19 protein-coding genes are annotated in these 21955 nt (G+C 73.3%); 7 read left to right on the forward strand and 12 right to left on the reverse strand.

Annotated elements, in window-relative coordinates:
- Entirely contained in the window at window positions 1-1206 is a 1206-nt protein-coding gene (locus tag ACIBG7_RS29265; protein ID WP_397338311.1) for an FAD-dependent monooxygenase, read from the reverse strand.
- A gap of 75 nt (window positions 1207-1281) precedes the next feature.
- Between ACIBG7_RS29265 and ACIBG7_RS29270 the strand changes: the two genes are divergently transcribed.
- Window positions 1282-1806 carry a TetR/AcrR family transcriptional regulator gene (locus ACIBG7_RS29270; protein ID WP_357922129.1) on the forward strand — a complete coding sequence of 175 codons (525 nt, stop codon included), beginning with the start codon at window positions 1282-1284 and terminating at the stop codon, window positions 1804-1806.
- On the opposite strand, the gene ACIBG7_RS29275 is transcribed toward ACIBG7_RS29270, so the two are convergent.
- The 4 genes from ACIBG7_RS29275 to ACIBG7_RS29290 all read right to left on the reverse strand — a co-directional run bounded on the left by ACIBG7_RS29275 (window position 1759) and on the right by ACIBG7_RS29290 (window position 5871).
- Window positions 1759-2787, reverse strand: coding sequence for a DUF418 domain-containing protein (locus ACIBG7_RS29275; RefSeq protein ID WP_397338312.1), 1029 nt, complete (start codon window positions 2785-2787; stop codon window positions 1759-1761). The two genes, ACIBG7_RS29270 and ACIBG7_RS29275, sit on opposite strands and share 48 nt — an antisense overlap.
- A 75-nt stretch (window positions 2788-2862) precedes the next feature.
- Entirely contained in the window at window positions 2863-3963 is a 1101-nt protein-coding gene (locus tag ACIBG7_RS29280; protein ID WP_397338313.1) for a spherulation-specific family 4 protein, read from the reverse strand.
- A 112-nt stretch (window positions 3964-4075) separates the two neighbouring features.
- Window positions 4076-5224, reverse strand: a complete 1149-nt coding sequence (locus tag ACIBG7_RS29285) for a HAMP domain-containing sensor histidine kinase (RefSeq protein ID WP_357922136.1) — start codon at window positions 5222-5224, stop codon at window positions 4076-4078.
- Entirely contained in the window at window positions 5221-5871 is a 651-nt protein-coding gene (locus ACIBG7_RS29290; protein ID WP_357922196.1) for a response regulator transcription factor, read from the reverse strand. The genes ACIBG7_RS29285 and ACIBG7_RS29290 overlap by 4 nt, the downstream gene beginning before the upstream one ends.
- An 80-nt stretch (window positions 5872-5951) precedes the next feature.
- Here ACIBG7_RS29290 and ACIBG7_RS29295 point away from each other — a divergent pair, with 80 nt between their 5' ends.
- A complete protein-coding gene (locus tag ACIBG7_RS29295; protein ID WP_397338314.1) occupies window positions 5952-7307 on the forward strand; it encodes a hypothetical protein in 1356 nt (451 codons plus the stop codon).
- Window positions 7308-7743: 436 nt separating this feature from the next.
- Here the strand turns inward: ACIBG7_RS29295 and ACIBG7_RS29300 are convergent, their stop codons facing one another.
- Window positions 7744-7893, reverse strand: a complete 150-nt coding sequence (locus ACIBG7_RS29300) for a hypothetical protein (RefSeq protein ID WP_397338315.1) — start codon at window positions 7891-7893, stop codon at window positions 7744-7746.
- 222 nt (window positions 7894-8115) lie between these two features.
- Between ACIBG7_RS29300 and ACIBG7_RS29305 the strand changes: the two genes are divergently transcribed.
- On the forward strand, window positions 8116-9357 hold the full coding sequence (locus tag ACIBG7_RS29305) for a hypothetical protein (protein WP_397338316.1): 1242 nt from the start codon (window positions 8116-8118) through the stop codon (window positions 9355-9357).
- Window position 9358: 1 nt separating this feature from the next.
- Here ACIBG7_RS29305 and ACIBG7_RS29310 read toward each other — a convergent pair whose 3' ends face one another.
- The 4 genes from ACIBG7_RS29310 to ACIBG7_RS29325 form a co-directional block, all read right to left on the reverse strand.
- Window positions 9359-10924, reverse strand: a complete 1566-nt coding sequence (locus ACIBG7_RS29310) for a heparinase II/III family protein (RefSeq protein ID WP_397338317.1) — start codon at window positions 10922-10924, stop codon at window positions 9359-9361.
- Window positions 10921-11799, reverse strand: coding sequence for a CU044_5270 family protein (locus ACIBG7_RS29315; RefSeq protein ID WP_397338318.1), 879 nt, complete (start codon window positions 11797-11799; stop codon window positions 10921-10923). Before ACIBG7_RS29315 ends, ACIBG7_RS29310 begins: the two co-directional genes overlap by 4 nt.
- The gene (locus tag ACIBG7_RS29320; RefSeq protein ID WP_397338319.1) at window positions 11792-12343 is read right to left on the reverse strand and encodes an RNA polymerase sigma factor; all 552 of its coding nucleotides are present in this window, start codon (window positions 12341-12343) and stop codon (window positions 11792-11794) included. Before ACIBG7_RS29320 ends, ACIBG7_RS29315 begins: the two co-directional genes overlap by 8 nt.
- Before the next feature lie 79 nt (window positions 12344-12422).
- Complete coding sequence (locus ACIBG7_RS29325; protein ID WP_357934269.1) at window positions 12423-12875, reverse strand: effector binding domain-containing protein; 453 nt, start codon at window positions 12873-12875, stop codon at window positions 12423-12425.
- Between the two features lie 72 nt (window positions 12876-12947).
- Here ACIBG7_RS29325 and ACIBG7_RS29330 point away from each other — a divergent pair, with 72 nt between their 5' ends.
- Both ACIBG7_RS29330 and ACIBG7_RS29335 read left to right on the forward strand, forming a co-directional pair.
- Entirely contained in the window at window positions 12948-14387 is a 1440-nt protein-coding gene (locus ACIBG7_RS29330) for a GuaB1 family IMP dehydrogenase-related protein (protein WP_357934266.1), read from the forward strand.
- 34 nt (window positions 14388-14421) lie between these two features.
- Complete coding sequence (locus ACIBG7_RS29335) at window positions 14422-14796, forward strand: FKBP-type peptidyl-prolyl cis-trans isomerase (RefSeq protein WP_357934263.1); 375 nt, start codon at window positions 14422-14424, stop codon at window positions 14794-14796.
- 146 nt (window positions 14797-14942) lie between these two features.
- Here the strand turns inward: ACIBG7_RS29335 and ACIBG7_RS29340 are convergent, their stop codons facing one another.
- Window positions 14943-16445 (reverse strand): MFS transporter, encoded by a 1503-nt coding sequence (locus ACIBG7_RS29340; RefSeq protein ID WP_397338320.1) that lies wholly within the window; start codon window positions 16443-16445, stop codon window positions 14943-14945.
- Entirely contained in the window at window positions 16442-16687 is a 246-nt protein-coding gene (locus ACIBG7_RS29345; RefSeq protein WP_357934258.1) for a hypothetical protein, read from the reverse strand. The genes ACIBG7_RS29340 and ACIBG7_RS29345 overlap by 4 nt, the downstream gene beginning before the upstream one ends.
- A 70-nt stretch (window positions 16688-16757) precedes the next feature.
- On the opposite strand from ACIBG7_RS29345, the gene ACIBG7_RS29350 reads away from it, so the two are divergent.
- A complete protein-coding gene (locus ACIBG7_RS29350; protein ID WP_397338321.1) occupies window positions 16758-19937 on the forward strand; it encodes a BTAD domain-containing putative transcriptional regulator in 3180 nt (1059 codons plus the stop codon).
- 458 nt (window positions 19938-20395) lie between these two features.
- Window positions 20396-21922: an ATP-dependent DNA ligase gene (locus tag ACIBG7_RS29355; RefSeq protein ID WP_397338322.1), complete on the forward strand. Its 1527-nt coding sequence runs from the start codon at window positions 20396-20398 to the stop codon at window positions 21920-21922.
- The last annotated feature ends 33 nt before the right edge of the window (window positions 21923-21955 follow it).

Consider the following 21955-nt stretch of genomic DNA (forward strand, 5'->3'; position numbering starts at 1 on the left):
TCAGCCCGCCGCGTAGTCCCTGACCGGCATCGAGTCGTGCAGCCGCAGGCCCTTGGAGTTCAGTTTCGCGAGGGTACGGCTGACGCCGGCGGGCAGCGCGGCGGCGACTCGGGCCCCGTTGACCAGGCCCCAGACGGCGGCGCGGGAGCCCGGGATGAGCGTCTTGGCCGCGCCGAGCGCGAACTTGCGGCTGGCCTGCACGAGCGGCAGGACCTGCCGCTCGTAGGCCTGGAAGGCCGCCTCGTGGTCGCCGCCCGCCTCGGCGAGCTCGCCGGCCAGCACGTAGGCGCCCACCACCGCCAGGCTGGTGCTGCCGCCGACGGCCGGTCCCGGGCAGTAGCCCGCGTCGCCGGCCAGCGTCACCCGGCCGCGTGACCAGGAGTCGAGCCGGAGCTGGGTGATGGAGTCGAAGTAGAAGGCCCCGCCGCCGTCGAGGCGGGCCAGCCAGCCGTCCACCTCGGGGTTCAGGCCGGCGAACACCTGGCGCAGCAGTTCCTTCTGCCGGGGCACGTCGCGGTGGTGGTAGTCGAGCGGCTCGGGGCGGTTGAACAGGAAGACCGCGCGGGCGTCGGGCAGGGTGCGCGCGGTGTAGAGGGCGGCCGCGCGGTTGACGCCCACGTGCAGGCGGGAGTGCGCCTCGCCGGCCGCGGCGAGGTCCTTGGGCAGCGACAGGACGGCGAGGTAGCCGCCGACGTGGTGCTCGGGCACCTCGCCGAAGACCAGCCGCCGCACGGTGGAGTGCAGCCCGTCGGCTCCGATGATCACGTCGTAGCGGCCGGGGGCCGAGCGCTCGAACTCGGCCTCGCCGTCCGGGCCGATGCGGGTGATCGAGTCGCCGAAGAGGTAGCGGGCGTGGTCCTTGCCCGCGTCGTAGTAGATCTCGGCGAGGTCGTCGCGCATGATCTCGACGTGCCGGTCGGAGGTGGCCTGGAAGATCTTGCCCAGGTCGACGTCGACCGCCTTGCGCCGGCCTTCGCGGACCACGCTCATCCGGGTGGCGCCGGTCCCAGCCGCCTCGATCCGGGGCAGCACGCCCATGCGTTCGGAGATCTCCATGGCCGGGCGGAACAGGTCGACGGCGTGGCCGCCGGTCTTGCGGAGCGCCGGCGCGCGCTCGACGACGGTGACGTCGAAGCCGTACCGGGCCAGCCAGTAGGCCAGGACGGGGCCGGCGACGCTCGCGCCGGAGATCAGGATGCTCTTCATAGCGCTCCTTACTTAACGTTAAGTAAGACGGTAGCACGCCCACTTACCTTCCGTTAAGTCAGCTATCCTGAGCCGGTGTCGAGCACCAAGCAGCGCATCCAGCAGGCGGCCCGCGAGCTGTTCGCCCGGCAGGGCGTGCAGAAGACCAGCCTCCAGGAGATCGCCGACGCGCTCGGGATCACCAAGCCGGCGCTCTACTACCACTTCACCTCGCGCGAGGACCTGGTACGCAGCATCGTGCTGCCGATCGTGGAGAACGGCGCCTCGCTGCTGACCCGGCTGGAGGCCGGCGGGCCGGTGCCGCCCGAGGAGCTGCTGGGCGCCTTCTTCGACTTCAACTACGCCCACCGCGAGGACACGGCCATGCTGCTGGGCGAGCTCAGCACGCTGACCGAACTCGGGCTGATCGACCTGGTCATCCAGTGGCGGGAGCGGCTGGGCGCGTTGCTGCTCGGCCCCGAGCCGACGCTCGCCCAGCAGGCGCGCGCGGTGATGGCCCTGGGCGGCATCCAGGACATCACCGTGCAGTTCGCGCACATCCCGGCCGAGGAGCTACGGCCGCTCGCGGTCGAGGCCGCCCTCGCCGCTCTCGGCCTCTGACCGGCTCCGCAGGGGCGGACCCTCGGCCGCCGGGAGGCGGCGGAGCGGCGGGCGTTCGGCCCAGGTGGCCCAGCGCCAGAGCCACTCCACCGGACCCTGGCGGAAGCGGCTCAGCCAGAGCGTGGCGAACAGCCATTCGACCACCAGGATGCCCGCGGCCAGCGCCCAGAACGGCACGTCCACTCCGATCACCCGGTCGACGGCCAGCACGAGTACGGTGGCGGCCAGGTAGCCGGTGAGCGCGGTCCGGCCCAGCGGCTCGAAGAGCGCCCGCAGGAAGCCCCGCGCGGGCGTCTTGAGCAGGAGCAGCAGCCCGCACACGTACACCCCGCCTACCAACAGCCCCGCGACCGCGAGGCGGCGGCCGAAGCCGGGGTCGCCGCCGCCGGAGAACTGGATCTCCACCGCGACGGCCGCGCCCGCGGCGAGGATGAGCCCGGTCATGGCGATGCCGCGCGCCGACTCCCCCAGCCGGGCGATCACCCCGTAGCGGGTCAGCGCCGAGCCGCACAGGAACAGCCCGGAGATCATCAGCAGGCGCTCGCCGCCCGCGACGACCGACGCGATCACCAGGGCCGTGCCCAGCGCCGCCACGGCGGGGCGGGGTAGCCAGGTGGAGGGCAGCAGCACGAGCAGCCCGAGGGCGGCGTAGAAGGTCAGGATGTCGCCCGGCCACAACCCGAACAGGTGGACCAGGCCCAGCGCCAGCAGCGCACCGAGCCGGCGCACCAGCACCAGCCGGGGACTCGCGGTACGGCGGGCCGCCGACTCCAGGAGCAGCGAGAAGCCGACGCCGAAGAGCAGGGAGAAGATCGGGAAGAAGCGCTGGTGCACGAGCAGGCCCATCCACGCCGGTTCGGGCTCGGGCGGGCCGCCGGCGATGGGGTGGATGTTGGCGAGCACGATGCCGCAGAGCGCGAAGCCGCGCAGGACGTCCAGTTCGGCGATCCGGCGCCGCGACGGGGAGGGGGGTCGAGACATGCCATGGATCGTGCGCCGCCGCCCCGGAGCGCCGGATCGGCCGAAAAGCCGATCACGGCGCTTGCGGACCGGTCGTTAGGACGGGGTGGTCACCGTGATCGCCCGATATTGGCCGATATTTCCGGAAACGTCACGGGCTCTGACCTTGAAGCGATACGTCGTCCCGGCGGCCAGCCCGGTCACCCGGAACCGGTTCGGGTAGCAGGTGCCGAGCGAGACCGACCCGTTGACCACCTCGTAGTCGGCGACGGCCACGTTGTCGTAGGGGTTGCGCCAGCTCAGCTCCACCACCCCCGGCTGGACCGAGGCGGTGAACCCGTGCGGCGGATCCGGCGGCACGGTGTCGGCCACCCCGGCCAGCGCCGCCAGCTCGGCGTGCCAGTAGGCCGGGAAGGAGTCCCACGGGAAGCCGCCGGCGTGCAGGGTGTCGTCGGTGACGTAGACGTAGCCCGCGTTGTTGGCCTTGCTCCGGGCCACCGCCGCCGCCATCGCCGCGGCGTCGGGGGCGTCGTGCACGAGGTGCCAGAACTTGCGCGGGTCCGGGTGGGCCGTCTCCCAGGCCGGCGGCACGTGCGCCTGGTAGGCCGCCCAGGTGTTCTCGAAGGAGACGATGACGTCGGCGATCGGCTCGTAGCACTGGCCGACGCCGACGCCGGGGTTGATCACCACCATGTCGCGCGGGTGCCCGGCGCTGAGGTGGTCGCTGAGCTCGGCGTAGGCGTCGGCCTGGTCGCAGCTCGCCACGGTCTGGTCGAGGAAGACGCCGTCGAGCCCGGCCGGGCCGTAGAGCTGGTACCACTCGTCGATGTCGGCCTTGGCCTGGGCGATCCAGTCGGCGGCTGCCGTGCTGCCGGTGCGGGTGAGGTGGCCGGTGGTGCCCAGGTAGCCGGTGTCCACGTAGGCCAGGACGTTGATCCCGGCGTCGTGCAGCGTGGAGACGGCCGAGGCCCAGGCCGGGTCGAAGGGCGACTCGGCGCGGCTGGCCGAGCCGTTGACCACGACGAGCTCCACGGCCGGCACGTTCTGCGCCAGCCGTACGAACTCCTCGGGGTGCGCGTCGGGCGCCCAGTAGGCGGGCACGCCGGCGAGCTGGTGCGGCGCGGCCGCCCGGGCGGGCGCGGCGGGCGCGAGCAGCGCGAGCGCGGCCAGCACGGCGAGCAGGGGTCTGTGTCTCATGGGGAGTCCGGCCTCCACGCGGGGTGATCACCGAAAGAGAACACGACGTTACCCTCTGCGGCGATCTCGCGCCCGGTGAACAAACACCGAGAAAGTACGGCAAAGCCTCAAGTCAGGCCGGAGCCGCCGGCAGCTCGACCGTGACGGTGAGCCCGCCCTCCTCGCGCGCCGTGGCGTGGACGACGCCGCCGTGCGCCTCGGCGATGGTCTTGACGATGGACATGCCCAGCCCGGTCCCCCGGTCGGAGTTGACCCGGTCGCCGTGCAGCCGCCGGAACGGCTGGAAGATCGACTCCAGCTCGTACGGCTGGACCGGCAGCCCGGTGTTGGCGACGACGAGCTCCACCCGGTCCTGGCGCTGCCGGGTGGTCACCCAGACCTCGCCGCCCGGCTGGTTGTGCCGGACGCCGTTCTCCACGAGGTTCTGGACCAGCCGCTCCACCAGCACGGGGTCGCCCTCGACCGGGCCGGCGTCGAGCAGGCGGTGCAGCCGGACCTCCCGCCCGGCCGCCTCCCCCGCCGCCAGGTCGAGGGCGTGCTCGACCACGTCGGACAGGTCGAAGGCGCGCCGGTCGAGCACCTCCTGCTCGCCCTCGGCCAGGGCCAGCAGACCGCCGATGAGCCGTTCGTGCCGCTCGTTGACCACCAGCAGCGACTCGCCGAGCCGCCGCACCTCCTCGGGGGCACCGGGCCGGCGCACGGCGACGTCGACCAGCGTGCGGTTGATCGCCAGCGGGGTGCGCAGCTCGTGCGAGGCGTTGGCGACGAAGCGGCGCTGCGCGTCGAAGGCCCGCGACAGCCGGGCGAGCATGGTGTCGAAGGTGTCGGCCAGCTCCTTGATCTCGTCCTGGGGCCCGCGGTGGTCGATCCGGTCGGTCAGGTCGTGCGACTGGGCGACCTGGCGGGCGGTGCGGGTGATCTGCCGCAGCGGGCGCATCACCACGGCCGACAGCCGCCAGCCGAGGAAGGTGGCCAGCCCGCTGCCGCCGGCCAGCGCGACCAGGCCGACGTTGCGCACGGCCTCCAGGGTGTGCGCCTGGTAGAGGCGGCGGATCTGGACGCCGCGCAGGTTGGCGACCTCCCAGCCGCGCGAGTTCCGCGGATAGATCCGGTCGCCGGCCAGGACGTACTCGGGGTTGCGCCAGCCGGGCACGGGTTCGAGCTGGGACCGCACCAGGAAGTAGAGCCCGCCGAGCAGCAGTCCCCCCAGCACCAGGAACAGCCCTCCGCAGGCGAGGGCGAAACGCAGCCGGACGCTCATCCGAGCCGGTACCCCACGCCGGTGACGGTCTCGATCACCTGCGGCTCGCCCAGCTTGCGGCGCAGCTTCACCATGGTCGTGCGGACGGTGTTGGTGAACGGGTCGATGTGCTCGTCCCAGACCTTCTCCAGCAGCTCCTCGGCCGAGACGACCGCGCCGCGCGCCCGCATCAGCTCGGCCAGCACCCCGAACTCCTTGCGCGCCAGCGGCACGTAGCGGCCGTCGCGGAAGACCTGCCGCAACCCCCGGTCGAGGGTCAGCCCGGCCCACTCCAGCACCGGCGGATCGGCCGGGCGCGCCCGCCGGCCCAGCGCGTGCACCCGCGCCAGCAGCTCCTCGAAGGCGAACGGCTTGGGCAGGTAGTCGTCGGCGCCGAGCGACAACCCGGTCACCCGCGCCTGGACCTCCCCCGAGGCGGTCAGCATCAGGATGCGCACCAGGCCGCCGGCCACCCGGCGGCAGACCTCGTCGCCGTGCACCTCCGGCAGGTCCCGGTCGAGGATGAGCACGTCGTAGTCGTGCACCGCCAGCCGCTCGAGCGCCGCGGCGCCGTCGTTGGCGACGTCCACCGCCAGCGCCTCGGCCCGCAAGCCCTCGGCCAGCGAGTCGGCGAGCATCCGCTCATCCTCCGCGATCAGAATCCGCACCACGTCCCCCGTGATCATGGCCTGTCCGACGTAACGCGAGCGTAACCAGTTTTGGTAACGGCCGGGTTATGGGCATATGGGTGGACTTGCTGGTCATGTTGCTGACCAGAAGTGTGCCAACCGGCGTCGCCACCCTGCCCCGCCGATCCGGCCACCCGGCCTTCGCCGTGCTGCTGGCGGCCGGGGCATTGCTGCGGATCGTGGTGATGCTCGGCTACGAGAGCGCCGAGCTGTTCTGGTACGACTCCTTCAGCTACCTGGACACGGCGCTGCATCTCAAGCCGTCTGGAGCGTTCCACCCGGCCGGGTACCCGGCTTTCCTGGCGGTGCTGTCCCCCTTCGGGTCGGTACGGCTGATCGCCGGGGTCCAGCACGGGCTCGGGCTCGGGGTCGCGGTGCTCACGTACGCGCTGATGCGGCGGCGGGGGCTGCCCGCGTGGGGCGCCTGCCTGGCGGCGGTCCCGGTGCTGTTCGACCCGGCCTTCCTGCGGATCGAGCACGCGATCCTGTCGGAGTCACTGCTGATCGTGCTGCTCGTGGGCGCGGTGACCGTGCTGCTGTGGCGGCTGAGCGTGGTCAACGCCGCGCTGGCCGGCGTGCTGATCGCCTGCGCCGGGCTGGTGCGCTCGGCGGCGGTGCCGCTGCTCGGCCTGTTCGGGCTGTACCTGCTGGTCAAGCGGACCGGGTGGCGGCCCCTGGTGGCGTTGCTGATCGCCGGTGGGCTGCCGCTGCTCGGCTACGCCGCCTGGTTCCAGCAGCACCACGGCCGCTTCGCGCTGAGCGGCGCGGACGGGGTCTCGCTCTGGGCCCGGTCGATGACCTTCGCCGACTGCGCCCGCATCCGGCCGCCGGCCGACCTGGCCCGGCTCTGCCCGAACGGGACCGTGGTCGACGCCGCGTCCGAGTACGTGTGGGCGCCCGGCGCCTCGCTCAACCGGCTGGGCGGCGACCGGTTCCGGCACAACGCGCTCGCCCGCCGCTTCGCGCTCGCGGCCATCACCGCCCAGCCGTTCGACTACGTGGCCGACATCGCTCGGGACGCGACGCTGCCCTGGTCGCTCACCCCGGTCGCCCACCCCAAGCGGGTGCCGAGCCTCACCGACCTGCCGGTCGGGTCGTGGGGGCTGCCCGAGCAGTTCGGGCTGGTCGCCAAGGTGCGGGCCGAGTACGACCCGTCGATCAGGGGGGTGAGCTCGGTCGAGCCGTGGTCGAAGCTCCTGGGGGCCTGGCCGTGGCCGTACGTGCTGCACGGGCCGATCTTCCTGGTGATGCTGGCCGCCGGGCTGCGCCGGCCGTCGCTGCCCTGGGCGGTGGGGCTCTTCCTCTACCTGGGGCCGATCGCGGCCATGGACTTCGACCACCGGTACATGCTCCCTTCGGTACCGCTGGCCTGCCTGGGGGCGGCGCTGGCCTTCGCACCAGTGAGATCCAAGTGACCCGCAATCCCTCCTGAGCAGCATGGGACCCCTTCGTGTCATGAGAAAGGGACCCCCAAGTGAAGAGGACAGCACTGCTGCTGAGCGCCTTCCTGCTCGGCAGCCTGCTGGCCGTTCCCCCCGCAGCAGCCTCCGCCGCCGCACCGGCGAAGGTCGCGGTCACCAAGGTGAAGGCCGGCCCTCGGTCGTACTCAGGCACCTGCCCCACCACCGTCGGCTTCTCGGCGGTCCTCGTGGGCAAGGGCTCGGTACGGTACCGCTGGGTCAGGGGAGACGGCAGCAAGGGCAAGACCAAAACCATCCGCCTCAACGGCAAGGCCACGATCCGCGACCGGCAGACCTTCGACCGCTCCATCCGCGGCTGGCAGGCCGTCCAGATCGCCGGCCAGAAGGGCCTGTCCAAGAAGGCCCACTTCACCGTCGACTGCGAGACCACCTACGACACCGCCGCCCCGCTGCCCCAGGGCACCGCCGGCCAGCCCACCGTCGCCGCCGCGCACGTCACCGCCTCGACCAGCGGCACCACCTGCCCGGTCACCGTGACCTTCACCGGCACCATCCAGGTCTCGCACACCCCGGCCCGCATCGCCTACCGCTGGATCGACAGCGCCGCCGGCCAGAGCCGCGTCGAGTACGCCGACTTCCCCGCCGGCGCACCCCGCAGCAAGACCGTCACCTCCACGCTCGGCCTCTCGGCGACCGGCACCGGCTGGCGGCCATCGACCTGCTCGGCAACGGCCACGACTCCGGCCGCGCCACCTACACGGTCACCTGCGCCACCCCGCCGCCCGCCGGCCAGGAGTACGGCGTGGCCATCACCGAACTCACCCCCGGCGACCACACCGGCTCCTGCGCCAAGCCGGTCGCCTACCAAGCCACCGGCGTCATCACCCGCAAAGCCGGCACCGCCGCCACGATCAAATACCACTGGGTCCGCGACGGCCAGGCCGGCGACGAGCAGACCGCCACCTTCGCCAACGGCACCGCCACCGCCACCCTCGCCTGGCACCACGCCGGCCGCGAGGAGAAGGCCGGCACCCGGCACACCGTCGAACTGCGCCTGACCGGCGGCAAGGGCACCGCGACCAAGACCTACACCTTCACCTGCAAGGACGCCCCCGAGGCCGACGTCAGGATCGCCGACCTCGAGGTCGGCGCCTACAACGGCTCCTGCACCCCGCCCCCGCAGCTCACCGCGCGGGCCGCGCTCCAGGCCTCGCAGGCCGGGACCGTCGAGTACCACTGGGTCGTGGACGGCAAGGCGAGCGCCGGGGAGAAGCACACCTTCACCGCCCCCGGCCAGACGCGGGTGGACCACGTCTTCACCGCCACCCGGCCCGGCAAGGTCGAGCTGGTCGTCGACAACTACAACAAGCCGCGCGCGGCCTACGACTTCCACGTCACCTGCAACACCAACGACCCCCAGCCGGTCGTGACCGTCGACCGGCTGGCGTCCACCGCCCAGGGGACCGGCGGGCTGTGCCCGTGGAACGCGCAGATCACCACGAAGCTCAAGGCCGACCGGGCCGCCACCGTGCGCTACCGCTGGGTGCACAACGGCGTCCGGCAGCCGGAGCAGTCGGTGGCCCTGGCCGCCGGGCAGAGCGTGGAGATCAGCCGCCCCGTCACGCTCGGCAAGAACGGGCCGCTGAAGATGGCCGTGGAGGTCCTGTCGCAGAACGAGCCGTCCGCCGAGGCCGACTTCCCCTGGTCCTGCCACGTCGCGGCGGCCGACCGGCTGGAGGTCACCCCGGCGAACTACGAGGGCCCGTGCACCAGGGACGGCGAGCCCCTGACCATCCGGGTCGGCGGAAACCTGCGCACCACCCAGGCGCGGACCATCCGCTACCAGGTCATCGACCAGAACGGCGTCGCGCTGCACCCCGAGCCGTTCACCTACACCTTCAAGTCCGGAGGCACGGCCGGCTTCGGCGTGGACATCCCGCGGCGCACCAGCTTGGAGGGGACCGTCCGCATCCGGTTCCTGGAGCCGGACGACGGCTTCGTGAGCATGGCGGTGCCGATCAAGCGCATCTGCCGCGCGAACTGAGCTAGCCCAGATCGGCGGGGATCGTCAGGTTCGCGCCGACCCGGATCTTCGCCCCGTCGCACGTCACCCGCGCCCGTCCCGGGACGATGACGGTGAGCAGGGAACGCGCGGGGGGCGAGGTCAAGGTGGTGGACTCGGCCGTCTTCAGATAGCCGGTCGAGATCCGCCCCACCTTGCGCGCGGGCGGGGCCGCGGGCACGCAGCCGGGCATCTCGAACTGCACGAGGGTGAGCTGAGCCCCGGGCGCGAGATGCCAGACGGTGCGGATCCTGCGGCCGCCGCCGGCGCTGTCCAGCACGGCCATGGCGTCCGGTCCGTGGTGGACCAGCACCTTCCTGGTACGGCTGACGCCGAAGGCGTCGTCGGTGAGCTCGTACGCCTGCCGTACCGGCTGGATGCGGGAGCGGACCAGGCGGGTGGCGGTGCCGGGCCGGAAGCGCTCGCCCTCGACCAGCGGCACGTTGTGCGCTTCGGGGGTCGCGGTCCAGGCCACGTAGGGGCTCTTCTCGTAGGAGTGGAAGCCGGCCTCGACCAGGAGGTCCTGGCCGCCGGCCCGGTAGGTGAGCCCGAGGTGGTCCTCGTGACCGTGCAGGCGGCGGCCGGGGCCGAAGCGGATGGAGTAGTAGGCGGCCTTCGGCCCCCAGCCGCCGCGGCCGAAGACGTAGCCGCCGGTGAAGACGCCGACCGGCGAGGATGGCCGCGGGAACCCGGTGGGCCGCAGGTCGGCGGGGCTGTCGCCGAGCGGCACGAGCCGGCCGTCGGGCCGGGTGGCGTGCGCGATGTACGTCTCCAGCGCGGTCCGCCTGGCCCGCAGCCCGGCCGGCAGGGCGAGGCCGCAGCGGCGGGCGGCGGTGAAGGCGACGCCGAGGCGCTGGTGGACGTAGACGCCGTAGCGCGGGGCCTGTTCCGCGAGCGCCCCCTGCCCGTCGATGGCGAGCTCGGCCGAGCTGGTCATCCGGCGCAGCGCCAGGTCGCGCCAGCCGGCGACGTCGAGCCGGCAGCCCAGGCTGAGCAGGGCGATGTCCTGGTCGAGGCCGTGGTTGTGACCGGCGCGGTAGAGGGACGGATCGCTCAGGACCCGGGCGTGCTCGGCCATGCTCTCGGCCAGCCAGCCGTCCCGCACGTGCTCGCTGAGGCAGACGAGGGTGGGAGCGCGCAGGGCGACGGCGTGCTCGGCCCAGGCCCACTCGCTGGTGCCGGAACCGCCGCGCGGGTTGTCCTCCACCCAGTCCCTGGTGATGCGCTTGGCACGTTCCAGGTAGGCGCCGTCGCCGGTCCGCTCGTACTCGACGATCAGGCGGCCCATCCAGCGCAGGGCGTGCAGGCTCAGCATCCACGAGCGGTTGCGGTGCGGGTCCATGCGCCAGTCGAGATCCGCGCCGAGCTCGACCGGCGGCAGGCCGTGGAAGGAGACCGGGCCCTTCAGCGCGTCGGCCTGGGCGAACTGGGCGCGGTCGCAGACCGGCCGGCCCGCGGTCCCGGCGAGGCTGGGCACCGCCGGGCGGTCCCACAGCGTCAGGGAGATCAGGACGAGCAGGCCGGCGAGCACGATCCGGCGCGTCCTCATCTGCTCACCGGGCCCTGGTCGGTCCAGCCGGCATGGGCGATCAGTTCCGGACGCCCGTCGGTCACCGAGGCCAGCACCTGGCCGTCGGCCGGATCGATGATCAGCTCCCGGTGGGCCGGGCGCGGCCAGGCCAGGTCGTAGGCGAAGGCCATGCCGGACCGGCCGCGCTCGTCGGTGGCCGGGCCGAGCAGGCGCACCGCGGGCAGCCCGGCCAGCGCCCGGTAGGCCGCCGCCCGGACCGCGGGCGGGGCGGGTTTGCTCCACAGCAGCCCGCTGAGCGCGTCGGCGAGCACGCCCTCGCGGGTCCTCCCGGCCAGGTCGGCGGGCAACAGCGCGCTCATCGCGGCGGTCAGCCGGTCGGGGTCGGCGGGCAACTCCTGGATCTGCGCCAGGCTGAGGCCGCGCCCGGCGACGGTGAACGGCCGCGCGAGCGGCGTGGCCTCGCCCCGGCCGCCGGTGCGCTGCCACGCGCCGCCGGTCCTGGCCGCCCACAGCTCGCTCACCCGGCCGCCGGCGATCCGCTGGACGTGCCAGAACCGGCCCTGCCCGGCCACCGGGGCGCTCTCGACGTGGCTCGCCGCGGCCAGCAGGATGGACCGCCCGCTGAGCCGCACCGGCTCGCCGGTCGCCGCGGGTCCGGCCGGGGGGTTCGCGTCGAGCCGGGGCACCACCACGATCAGGGCCGCGGCGGCGACCAGGGCCGCCGACCACGCGCCCAGGACCCGCGTCCCCGGGCGGCGCGACGAACGCACCCGGCCGCGCGGTCCGGTCTGCCGGGTCCGTTCTTGCTCCACGCGCGCCCACACCCGGGAGCGTGCGCCGGGGTCGGCGGGCGGCTCGCCGTACAGGTCGATCACCTCGCGCAGCTCATCCATGACCGGCCTCCATGGGGTTGGCGCCGCCCAGCGCGTCGCGCAGCTTCCTCCTGGCCCTGCTGAGCCGGGAGCCGACCGTGCCGTACGGGATGCCGAGCGCCTCGGCGATCTCCTCGTGCGAGAGCCCGGCCAGGGCGACGAGCAGGAGCACGTCGCGGTCGCCGGAGTTGAGCCGGGCGATGGCCGCGGCCAGGCTGGGGCGCAGGCTCTGCGCGCTGACGCGGGCGGCCACCCGCTCCTCGTGCCCGGCGCCCGCGGGGTCGGGCACGCCGTGCCGGGCGATGGCCCGCAGCGCCCTGACCTCGGCCCGGCGGTGCTTGCCGACCAGGTTGGTGGCGATGCCGTACAGCCAGGTGCGGACCGAGGCCCGCGCCGGGTCGTAGTGCTCACGCTTGCGGTAGGCGGCCAGGAAGGTCTCCGCGACCACGTCCTCGGCGTCGTCCACCCCGAGGCGTTGGGCCACGTAGCGGTGGATCTCCCCGAAGTACGCGTCGAACACCTCGCTGAAGGAGTCGGCGAGGTTCGGCACCTCGGTCACGGTCATCTGAAGCCTTCCGGAAACGAAAGCGGTCGAGGGGTATCACCCGTTCGACCGCTTCGCTTTCACGCAGGTTCAGGAAATTTCATACAGAAAGGTAAATGTCCGCCCCGCCATCGTGGTGGACCTCGAGGTCGGTCCGGAAGGACCGGGCCGGCTGGGCGCCGGACTCGGTGAGCTTCCAGATGTGCTGCCACGCCTCGATCAACGCGCCCGGCATCTGGCCGCGCACCTCGATCCGCACCGTCGGCGCCGCCGGCACCCGCACGGCCACCATGCCCTCGGGCAGCTTGGGCACCGCGCGCACAGCCACGCCCACGACCTGCGTGTAGGCGCCGTGGTGATCGCTCTCGTAGTCGGTCAGCACCGCGTAGAGATTCTCGTCCATCCGCCCCGGCACGTGCGCGAAAGCCCCCGGCGCTCCGGCCCGCTGCCACAACCGCGGCAGCCGGGCGCGCTCCGGATCCGCCTCATCGGCGTTCGACGTCCGTACGGCGAGGCCGACCACTAGGAGTTCACTCCGGTCGATCACGTCCATGCATCCGATCATAAGGGCTGATGAACAGGGGAAAGCTCTTTCATGCCCCATCGCCGAATAAGGTAGACGAACGTGAAGTTTCTTAACGGGATCGAGCCCGCGCACGACCTGACCTACAGCGACGTCTTCATGGTGCCCTCGCGCTCCTCGATCGGCTCCCGGCTGGCCGTGGACCTGTCGACCACCGACGGCACCGGCACCACCATCCCGATCGTGGTGGCCAACATGACCGCTGTCGCGGGGCGGCGCATGGCCGAGACGGTCGCCCGCCGGGGCGGCATCGCGGTCATCCCGCAGGACATCCCGATCGACGTCGTCGCCGAGGTGGTCGACTGGGTCAAGCACCGCGACCTGGTCCACGACACCCCGCTCACGCTGACCGCGCACGCCACCGTCGGCGAGGCGCTCAACCTGCTGCCCAAGCGCGCGCACGGCGCGGTGATCGTGGTCGACGGCGAGCACCGCCCGATCGGCGTGGTCACCGAGGCCGACTGCTCGGGCGTGGACATGTTCACCCAGATCGAGCAGGTCATGTCCACCGAGCTCCTCACACTGCCGGCCGGGCTCGACCCTCGGGCCGCCTTCGACCGGCTGCACGAGGGCCGCCACCGGCTGGCCCCGATCGTGGACGGGCAGGGCCGGCTGATCGGCATCCTCACCCGTACCGGCGCGCTGCGCGCCACCCTCTACCAGCCCGCGCTCGACGCGCAGGGCCGGCTGCGCATCGCCGCGGCGGTCGGCGTCAACGGCGACGTCGCGGCCAAGGCCAAGGAGCTGCTCGAAGCCGGCGTCGACTGCCTGGTCGTCGACACCGCGCACGGGCACCAGGAGAAGATGATCTCCGCGCTGCGGGCCGTACGGGCGCTGGAGCCCGGGGTGCCGGTCGCGGCGGGCAACGTGGTGACCGCCGAGGGCGTCAAGGATCTGGTGGACGCGGGCGCGGACATCATCAAGGTCGGCGTCGGCCCCGGCGCGATGTGCACCACGCGGATGATGACCGGCGTGGGCCGGCCGCAGTTCTCCGCGGTGCTGGAGTGCTCGCTGGAGGCGCGCCGCCTGGGCCGGCACGTGTGGGCCGACGGCGGCGTGCGCCACCCGCGCGACGTGGCCCTCGCGCTGGCCGCCGGCGCGGCCAACGTGATGATCGGCTCGTGGTTCGCCGGGACCTACGAGTCCCCCGGCGACGCGCGCACCGACGCCAAGGGCAGGGTCTACAAGGAGAACTACGGCATGGCCTCGGCGCGGGCCGTCCGGCTGCGCACCGCCGAGGACTCGCCGTTCGACCGGGCGCGCAAGGCGCTGTTCGAGGAGGGCATCTCCACCTCGCGGATGTACCTCGACCCGGCGCGCCCGAGCGTCGAGGACCAGATCGACGCCATCGTCGCCGGCCTCCGCTCCTCGTGCACCTACGCCGGCGCGGCCAGCCTGGAGGAGTTCCACGAGCGCGCGATCGTCGGCATCCAGAGCTCCTCCGGCTACAGCGAGGGCATGCCGCTGCACCAGAGTTGGTAGCTTGGGACGTTCGCTCGAAATCAAGGAGAAACACGTGGCACTCGAGAAGCCGGAAATCGACTTCCCGGAGGGCAACCCGCCCGCCGACCTCGAGATCGTCGACATCTGGGAAGGTGACGGCGAAGAGGCCAAGCCCGGACACAACGTCAACGTCCACTACGTGGGCGTGGCGTTCTCCTCCGGCGAGGAGTTCGACGCGTCCTGGAACCGCCGGGACAGCTTCGAGTTCCCGCTCGGCGCGGGGCGCGTCATCGCGGGCTGGGACCAGGGCGTCGCCGGCATGAAGGTGGGCGGCCGCCGCAAGCTGGTCATCCCGCCGCACCTCGGCTACGGCAACCGCGGCGCCGGCGCCGCGATCAAGCCGGGCGAGACCCTGATCTTCGTGGTCGACCTGCTCGGCGTGCGCTGACCCTGGCGCGCGTGAAGGGCGGGCCCCTGCCGGGGTCCGCCCTTCACGTTTTCCTCCCGGTCTCCGGTGGTTTCCGGTTCCCGGTTTTTCCTGGTGTACGGCGGGCGTGGGCTCCTCTTCCTCTTGCTCTGCCGTACACCTGGCTTCTAGTGGCTGACCAGCTCCTTGTCCTCCGCGGCAGCCGGGGCGGCCTCGGTCGGCGGGACGCGGCGCAGCAGCCCGATCGACAGCAGCGCCCCGATGATCACCAGCCCCGCCGCGACGCCGGCCGCGACGTTGAGCCCGCCGGTGAAGGCGTCACGGGCCTGGGCGGCCAGGTCGGCCCCGCCGAGCGAGAGCGCGGTGGTCAGGTTCTCGGCGGCCTGCGCCGGGACCCCGGCGGGCAGCAGCGCGGCGTAGACGGCGGTGCCGACGCTGCCCAGCAGCGCGACGCCGAGCGAGGTGCCGAGGTCGCTGGCGGTGGTGGTCACCGCGGAGGCGGCTCCGGCCTTCTCCGGCGGCGCCGCGCCGATCACCAGGCCCGGGGTGAGCGCCATGGTCGGCGCGATGCCCGGGTAGAGCACGAAGAACCCGGCGACCAGCAGCGGCAGCCCGTCGACGCCGACCTGGGTGAGCATGATGTAGCCGACCGCCTCGACCAGCAGGCCCGCGGCGATCACGTAGGCCGGGCGGATGCGCCGGGCGATGGCCGGGGTGTAGGTCGAGACCGCGACCAGGGCCAGCGCGGCGGGCAGGATCCACAGGCCCGACTCCAGCGGCGACAGCTCGGCGACGAGCTGCAGGTACTGGGTGAAGAGCAGGTAGACGCCGCCCAGGGCGACCGCGGCGAGCATGAAGACCGCCAGCGCGCCGCTGAACAGCCGGTTGGTGAACAGCCGCACGTCCAGCAGCGGCGTCTCCAGGCGGAGCTGACGGCGGACGAAGGCGGTGCCGAGCACGAGCCCCGCGGCGATGGTGAGCAGGGCGGCGGCGGTGGGACCGGCCTTGGCCAGCTCCTTGATCCCGTAGACCAGCGGCAGCAGCGTCGCCATCGACAGCACCACGCTGAGCGCGTCCAGGCGGCCTGTACCGCCCGGCGCCTTGTACTCCGGCACCAGCAGCGGCGCGCCGACCAGCACCAGGGCCATCACCGGGACGCCGGCCAGCAGCGCCGCGCCCCACCAGAACGACTCCAGCAGCACGCCGCCGACCAGCGGCCCGAGCGCGACGCCCGCCGAGATGGAGGCGGCCCACAAGCCGATCGCGGTGGCCCGCTGCCTGGCGTCGTGGAACATGTTGCTGATCAGCGACAACGTCGAGGGCATCACCGCCGCCGCGCCCACGCCCATCACCGCACGGGCGGCGACCAGCAGTTCGGCGGTCGGCGCGAAGGCGGCCACCGCCGAGGCGACGCCGAAGGCCGCCGCACCGAACAGCAGCACCTTGCGGCGGCCGATCCGATCGCCCACGGTGCCCATGGCCACCAGCAAGCCGGCCATCATGAAGCCGTAGATGTCATTGATCCACAGCAGTTGCGCCCCGCTGGGCCGCAGGTCCGCGGCGATCTGGGGCGTGGCCAGGAACAACACGGTCATGGCCAGGAAGAGCAGGACGGTGGGAAGCAGCAGCACAGAGAGGCCGAGCCACTCCCGAGCACCCGCGCGGTTCATTCGATCTCCTTAAGCATCTGTTCAAGCAGGTCCGCGGGATACACCGCCGGCCGGTCCGCAGGGACCTCGCAGGGGGTGACCACCACGTAGGCGTCGGCGTCGGCCAGCCACGGCCCCAGGTCCGCCGCCGGGGCCACCGACAGGTCGATCAGATCGACCTCCAGCCCTTGCAGGCAGGCCTGTTCCGCCAGCCAGTCGGCCAGCTTCCGGCCGGGGCCGGAGCGGTCGACGAGAATCGCCACTCGCATGTCCCACACAGTGCCGGGCGGCCCTACGGATCGGCTCCAGATCCGCTTTGGGTACGGTGACCCCATGCGTTTCGGGGTGCTTGGTCCGCTGGAGGTCCACGACCCGGACGGCCGGCCGGTCAGGATCCCCGAGGTGAAGGTCCGCACCCTGCTCGCCGCCCTGGTCGTCGAGGCCGGCCGCGTCGTTCCCGCCGACCGGCTGATCGACCATCTGTGGCCCGGCCGGCTGCCGGCCAGCCCTACGGGTGCGCTCCAGACGCGCGTCTCGCAGCTTCGCCGCGCGCTCGGCCGCGACCTGGTCGTGTGGCGCGCGCCGGGCTACGTGCTCGACGTGCCGGCCGACGCGGTCGACTCGCTGCGCTTCCAGTCACTGGTGGTCCAGGCGCGGGCCCTGGCCGATCCCGCCGAGCGGGCGCGGCTGCTGGCCGAGGCGCTCGGGCTGTGGCGGGGCGAGGCGCTGCCCGACTTCGCCGACGAGGAGTTCGCCGCGGCGGAGATCGCCCGGCTGACCGAGGTACGGCTGACCGCGCTGGAGGAGTGGGCCGAGGCGCGGCTCGACCTCGGCGAGCACCAGGCGCTGGCCGACGAGCTCGGCGACCTGGTCGCCCGGCACCCGCTGCGCGAGCGGCTGCGGGCCGTCCACCTGCGGGCGCTGTACCGCGCCGGACGGCAGAACGAGGCCCTCGACGGCTACCGCGAGGTGCGCGAGCGGCTGGCCGACGAGCTCGGCGTCGATCCCGGACCCCAGCTCACCGCCCTCTACCAGGCGATCCTCGCCCAGGACCCCGACCTGGAGGCGCCCGCCGCGCCCGCGGGCAACCTGCCCGTGCCGCTGACCCCGCTGGTCGGCCGGGCCGAGACGGTGAGCGAGCTCGGCCGGGCCCTGGCCGAGGCGCGGCTCGTCACGCTCACCGGGCCCGGCGGGGTCGGCAAGACCCGGCTGGCCCTGGAGGTGGGCGGTTCCGTCTCCGGGTTCACCGACGGGGTGTGGCTGGCCGAGCTCAGCCCGGTCCATCCGGCCGACGGCAGCGCCACCCCCGATCTGGAGGTACTGCTCGCCGAGACGGTCTCGGCCGCGCTCCGGCTCCGGGACGAGAGCGCCGCCGCCCCCGGCGCGTGCGCCGCCGAACGCCTGGCCGAGAGCCTGCGCGGCAAGCGCATGCTCCTCATCCTCGATAACTGCGAGCACGTGATCGAGGCCGCCGCGCACCTGGCCGCCCGCCTGCTCGGCACCGCCCCTGACCTGCGCATCCTGGCCACCAGCCAGCGCCCGCTCGGCCTGGCCGGCGAGCTGCTGCGGCAGGTCCAGCCCCTGGCCGAGCCCGCCGCCGCCGAACTGTTCGCCCAGCGCGCCCAGCTCACCCTCGACGCCGGCACCGCCGCCGCGGTGGCCACCATCTGCCGCCACCTCGACGGCCTGCCGCTGGCCCTCGAACTGGCCGCCACCCGGGTCCGGGCCCTCGGCGTGCAGGAGCTGGCCGCCCGGCTGGAGGACCGCTTCCAGCTCCTCACCACCGGCCACACCGGCGCGCCCGCCCGCCAGCGCACCCTCCGCGCGATGATCGACTGGAGCTGGAGCCTGCTCGGCGACGACGAGCGGACGCTGCTGCGCCGCCTGGCGGTCCAGGCCGACGGCTCCACTCTGCGAGCGGTCGAGCAGATCGCCGGGGAGACCGGGCTGGACGTGCTCACCGTGCTGCCCGCGCTGGTCGACCGCTCGCTGGTCGCCCTCTCCACCGTCACCGAGCCGCCGCGCTACCGCCTCCTGGAGTCGGTCGCCGCGTACGCCTCGGAGCGGTTGCGGGAGGCGGGCGAGGACGAGCTGATCTCCTCGCGGCACCGCGCCTACTACGCCGGCCTGGCGGTGACGGCCGAGCCGTACCTGCGGGGGCCGGAGCAGCGGCACTGGCTGGCCGTGCTGGACGCCGAGACCGGCAACCTGCGCCTGGCACTCGACTCCGCCCTGCGGCACGGCGAGCACGCCCGGGTGCTGGCCATGGTCAACGCGCTGGCCTGGTACTGGGTGCTGCGCGGGCGGCTGGGCGAGGGGCGGCGCTGGCTCACCATCGCCGCCGGCTTCGAGTCGGCCGGGCTGGAGCCGGCGCGGCGGGTCGCCCGGCTGTGGCTGGCCGCCTTCTCGCTCCGCGTCGGCGAACTGCCCAGCGACCTCGCCCCGGGCGGCGACTCTCTTGAGCCGGCCGAGGCTTCCTTGGAAGTGGCCAGGGCTTCACTGGAGCCGGCCAGAGCCTCGACGGAGGTGGCCAGAGCCTCGACGGAGGTCGCCAGGGCCTCGACGGAGGTGGCCAGGGCTGAGTGGTTCCTGATCCACTCCAGGCTCGGCGTCGGCGACCAGCCCGAGCTGGAGGAGACCGCCCGCCGTACCCTCGCCGCCTTCACCGCGACCGCCGACCGGTGGGGCACCGCGGCGGTCCTGTCCACCATGGCCAGGCAGGCGATGCTACGCGGCGATCTAGTACGGCTCGCGCAGTACGGCGAGCAGAGCCGCGCCCTGTTCGAGGAGCTCGGCGACCGCTGGGGCCTGCTGTACGCCCTGTCCTCGCTCGGCTCGCACGCGGAGATCACCGGCGACTACGTCCGGGCCGAGCGGATGCACCGCGAGGCCCTGCGCCTGGCCGAGGAGCTCGCCCTGGGCTCCGAGGCCGCCAACCAGCTCGCCTACCTGGGACGCATCGCCCTGCTCACCGGCGACCACGCCAAGGCCGACGACCTACATGGCCGGGCCTCGCGCCTGGCCGCCGAGCAGGGGTACGTCCTCGGCGAGGAGTTCGCCGACCTCGGGCTCGCGCTCAGCGCCCGCCGCCAGGGACGGCTCGACGAGGCCGAGGCGTACCTGCTGCGCTGGCTCGGCTGGGACCGCCGGCTGGGCTCCGACGCGGCGCTGTCGTTGATCCTGGCCGAGCTCGGCTTCGTGGCCGAGCAACGCGGCGAGCTCGACCGGGCCGCGGCCTGGCACGAGGAGGGGCTCGCCGCCGCGCGCAAGACCGGCGACCCGCGGGCGCTCGCGCTCGCCCTGGAGGGGCTGGCCGGGGTCCGCCTGGCCGCCGGCGATCCCGCCGAGGCCGCCCGCCTCCTCGGCACCGCCGCCGCCCACCGCGCCTCCGTCGGCGCTCCCCTGCCCGAGGGGGAACGCTTCGACGTCTCCCGCATCACCGCCGCCGCCGTGGCCGCCCTGGGCGAGTCCCGCTTCACCACCGAACAAGCCACCCCACCCCACACCCTCTGACCCCCTGGGGGAGCCACGGAACCCCACCGGACTCCCCTCTTCTACGAAAACCCACCGCCTCCCCTCGACTCCGGCGACCACCGGCTCGCCCTTGACCACCGGTCGGTTCCCCTTCTCCCTGGAGCGCCCGCGCGTTCCCCCGGGGCGCCCGCGCGCGTTCCCCGGGGCGCCCGCCCGCGCGTTCCCCGGGGCGCCCGCCCGCGCGTTCCCGGGGCGCCCGCCCGCGCGTTCCCGGGGCGCCCGCGCGCGCTTCCCTCCTCCCGGGGGAAACCCATGTGGCTCCCCTTCCCTCCCACAGAACCCGCCGGCTCCCCTCCTCCCGGGGAACCCACGTGCTCCTGGGAAACCTGTGCGGCTCCCCCTTCCTCCCGCAGAACCCCGCCCAACTCCCCCACCTCCCCCGGAAACCCGCTGGTCGGCGCGGGACATTTGTCAGTGCGATAAGGCACGATTGACCTGTGCTCCTCATCGATGTCGTACGAGTTTCGGAGGCAGTGGCAAGGACCTCCGCCCGCCTGGGCAAGATCGGTCACCTCGCCGAACTGCTCGGCCGGGTAGGTCCCGACGAGGCGGAGATCGCCATCTCCTACCTCTCCGGCGAACTGCCGCAACGCCAGATCGGCGTAGGCTGGCGCACCCTCCAGGACCTGCCCCAGCCCAAGCTGGTCGCCACCGCCACCCTCACCGACATCGACGCCCTCCTCACCCGCATCAAGGCCGTCTCCGGCCAAGGCTCCCAGGCCGCCCGCAAGGCCCTGGTCCACGAGCTGTTCGCCGGAGTGACCAGCCAGGAGCAGTCCTTCCTCATCCGCCTGCTCAGCGGCGAGCTCCGCCAGGGCGCCCTCGACGGCGTGATGATCGAGGCCGTCGCCAAGGCCTCCGGCGCCCCTTCGGCCGACGTCCGCCGCGCCCTCACCCTGCGCGGCTGGCTCCCCGCTGTGGGCGCCGCCGCGCTGTCCGGGGGCGTCGAGGCGCTCCACGCCTTCAAGCTGGAGGTCGGCCGCGGCATCTCCCCCATGCTCGCCGGCAGCGCTCCCAACGTCGCCGCCGCCCTGGAGAAGATCGGCGGCCCGGCGTCCCTGGAGTGGAAGCTCGACGGCATCCGCGTCCAGGCGCACCGCGACGGCCAGGAGGTCCGGGTCTTCACCCGGACCCTCGACGACATCACCCCGCAGGTGCCCGAGCTCGTCGAGGCCGTCCTCGATCTGCCCGCGACCGATCTCGTCCTCGACGGCGAGGTCATCGCCCTGCGTCCGGACGGCCGGCCGCACCCGTTCCAGGTCACCGGCTCCCGGGTCAGCAGCAAGATCGACGTCGCCCGGCTGCGTGAGGCCACCCCGCTCAGCGTCTACTTCTTCGACCTGCTCCGCCTCGACGGCCAGGACCTGCTCGACCTGCCGTACTCCGAGCGCCAGAAGGCCCTGGCCCGTCTGGCACCCGCCGAGCTCATCACCCCGCGGATCGTCACCGACGACGTCGCCGCCGCCACCGACTGGTTCACCGAGGTCGTGCGCGCCGGCCACGAGGGGCTGGTCGTCAAGTCCCCGTCGTCCGTCTACGCCGCCGGCCGCCGGGGCGCCGGCTGGATCAAGGTCAAGCCGCGGCACACCCTCGACCTCGTCGTCCTCGCCGTCGAGTGGGGCCACGGCCGGCGCGAGGGCAAGCTCTCCAACCTCCACCTCGGCGCCCGCGACCCGGAGACCGGCGACTTCGTCATGCTCGGCAAGACCTTCAAGGGCCTCACCGACGAGCTCCTGGCCTGGCAGACCGAACGTTTCCTGTCCCTCGCCGAGGGCCCGACCGACCAGCTGGTGGTCACCGTACGGCCCGAGGTCGTCGTCGAGATCGCCTTCGACGGCGTCCAGCGCTCCCCCCGCTACCCGGGCGGCATGGCCCTCCGCTTCGCCCGCGTCCTGCGCTACCGCCCCGACAAGCGCGCCGAGGAAGCCGACACCGTCGAAACCGTCCGCGCCCTCCTCCTCTAACCCCAGAAGCCGAAGCTGCGCCGTCCCCGCTGT

This window comes from Nonomuraea sp. NPDC050328 (assembly GCF_044459405.1).
Classification (GTDB): Bacteria; Actinomycetota; Actinomycetes; order Streptosporangiales; family Streptosporangiaceae; genus Nonomuraea.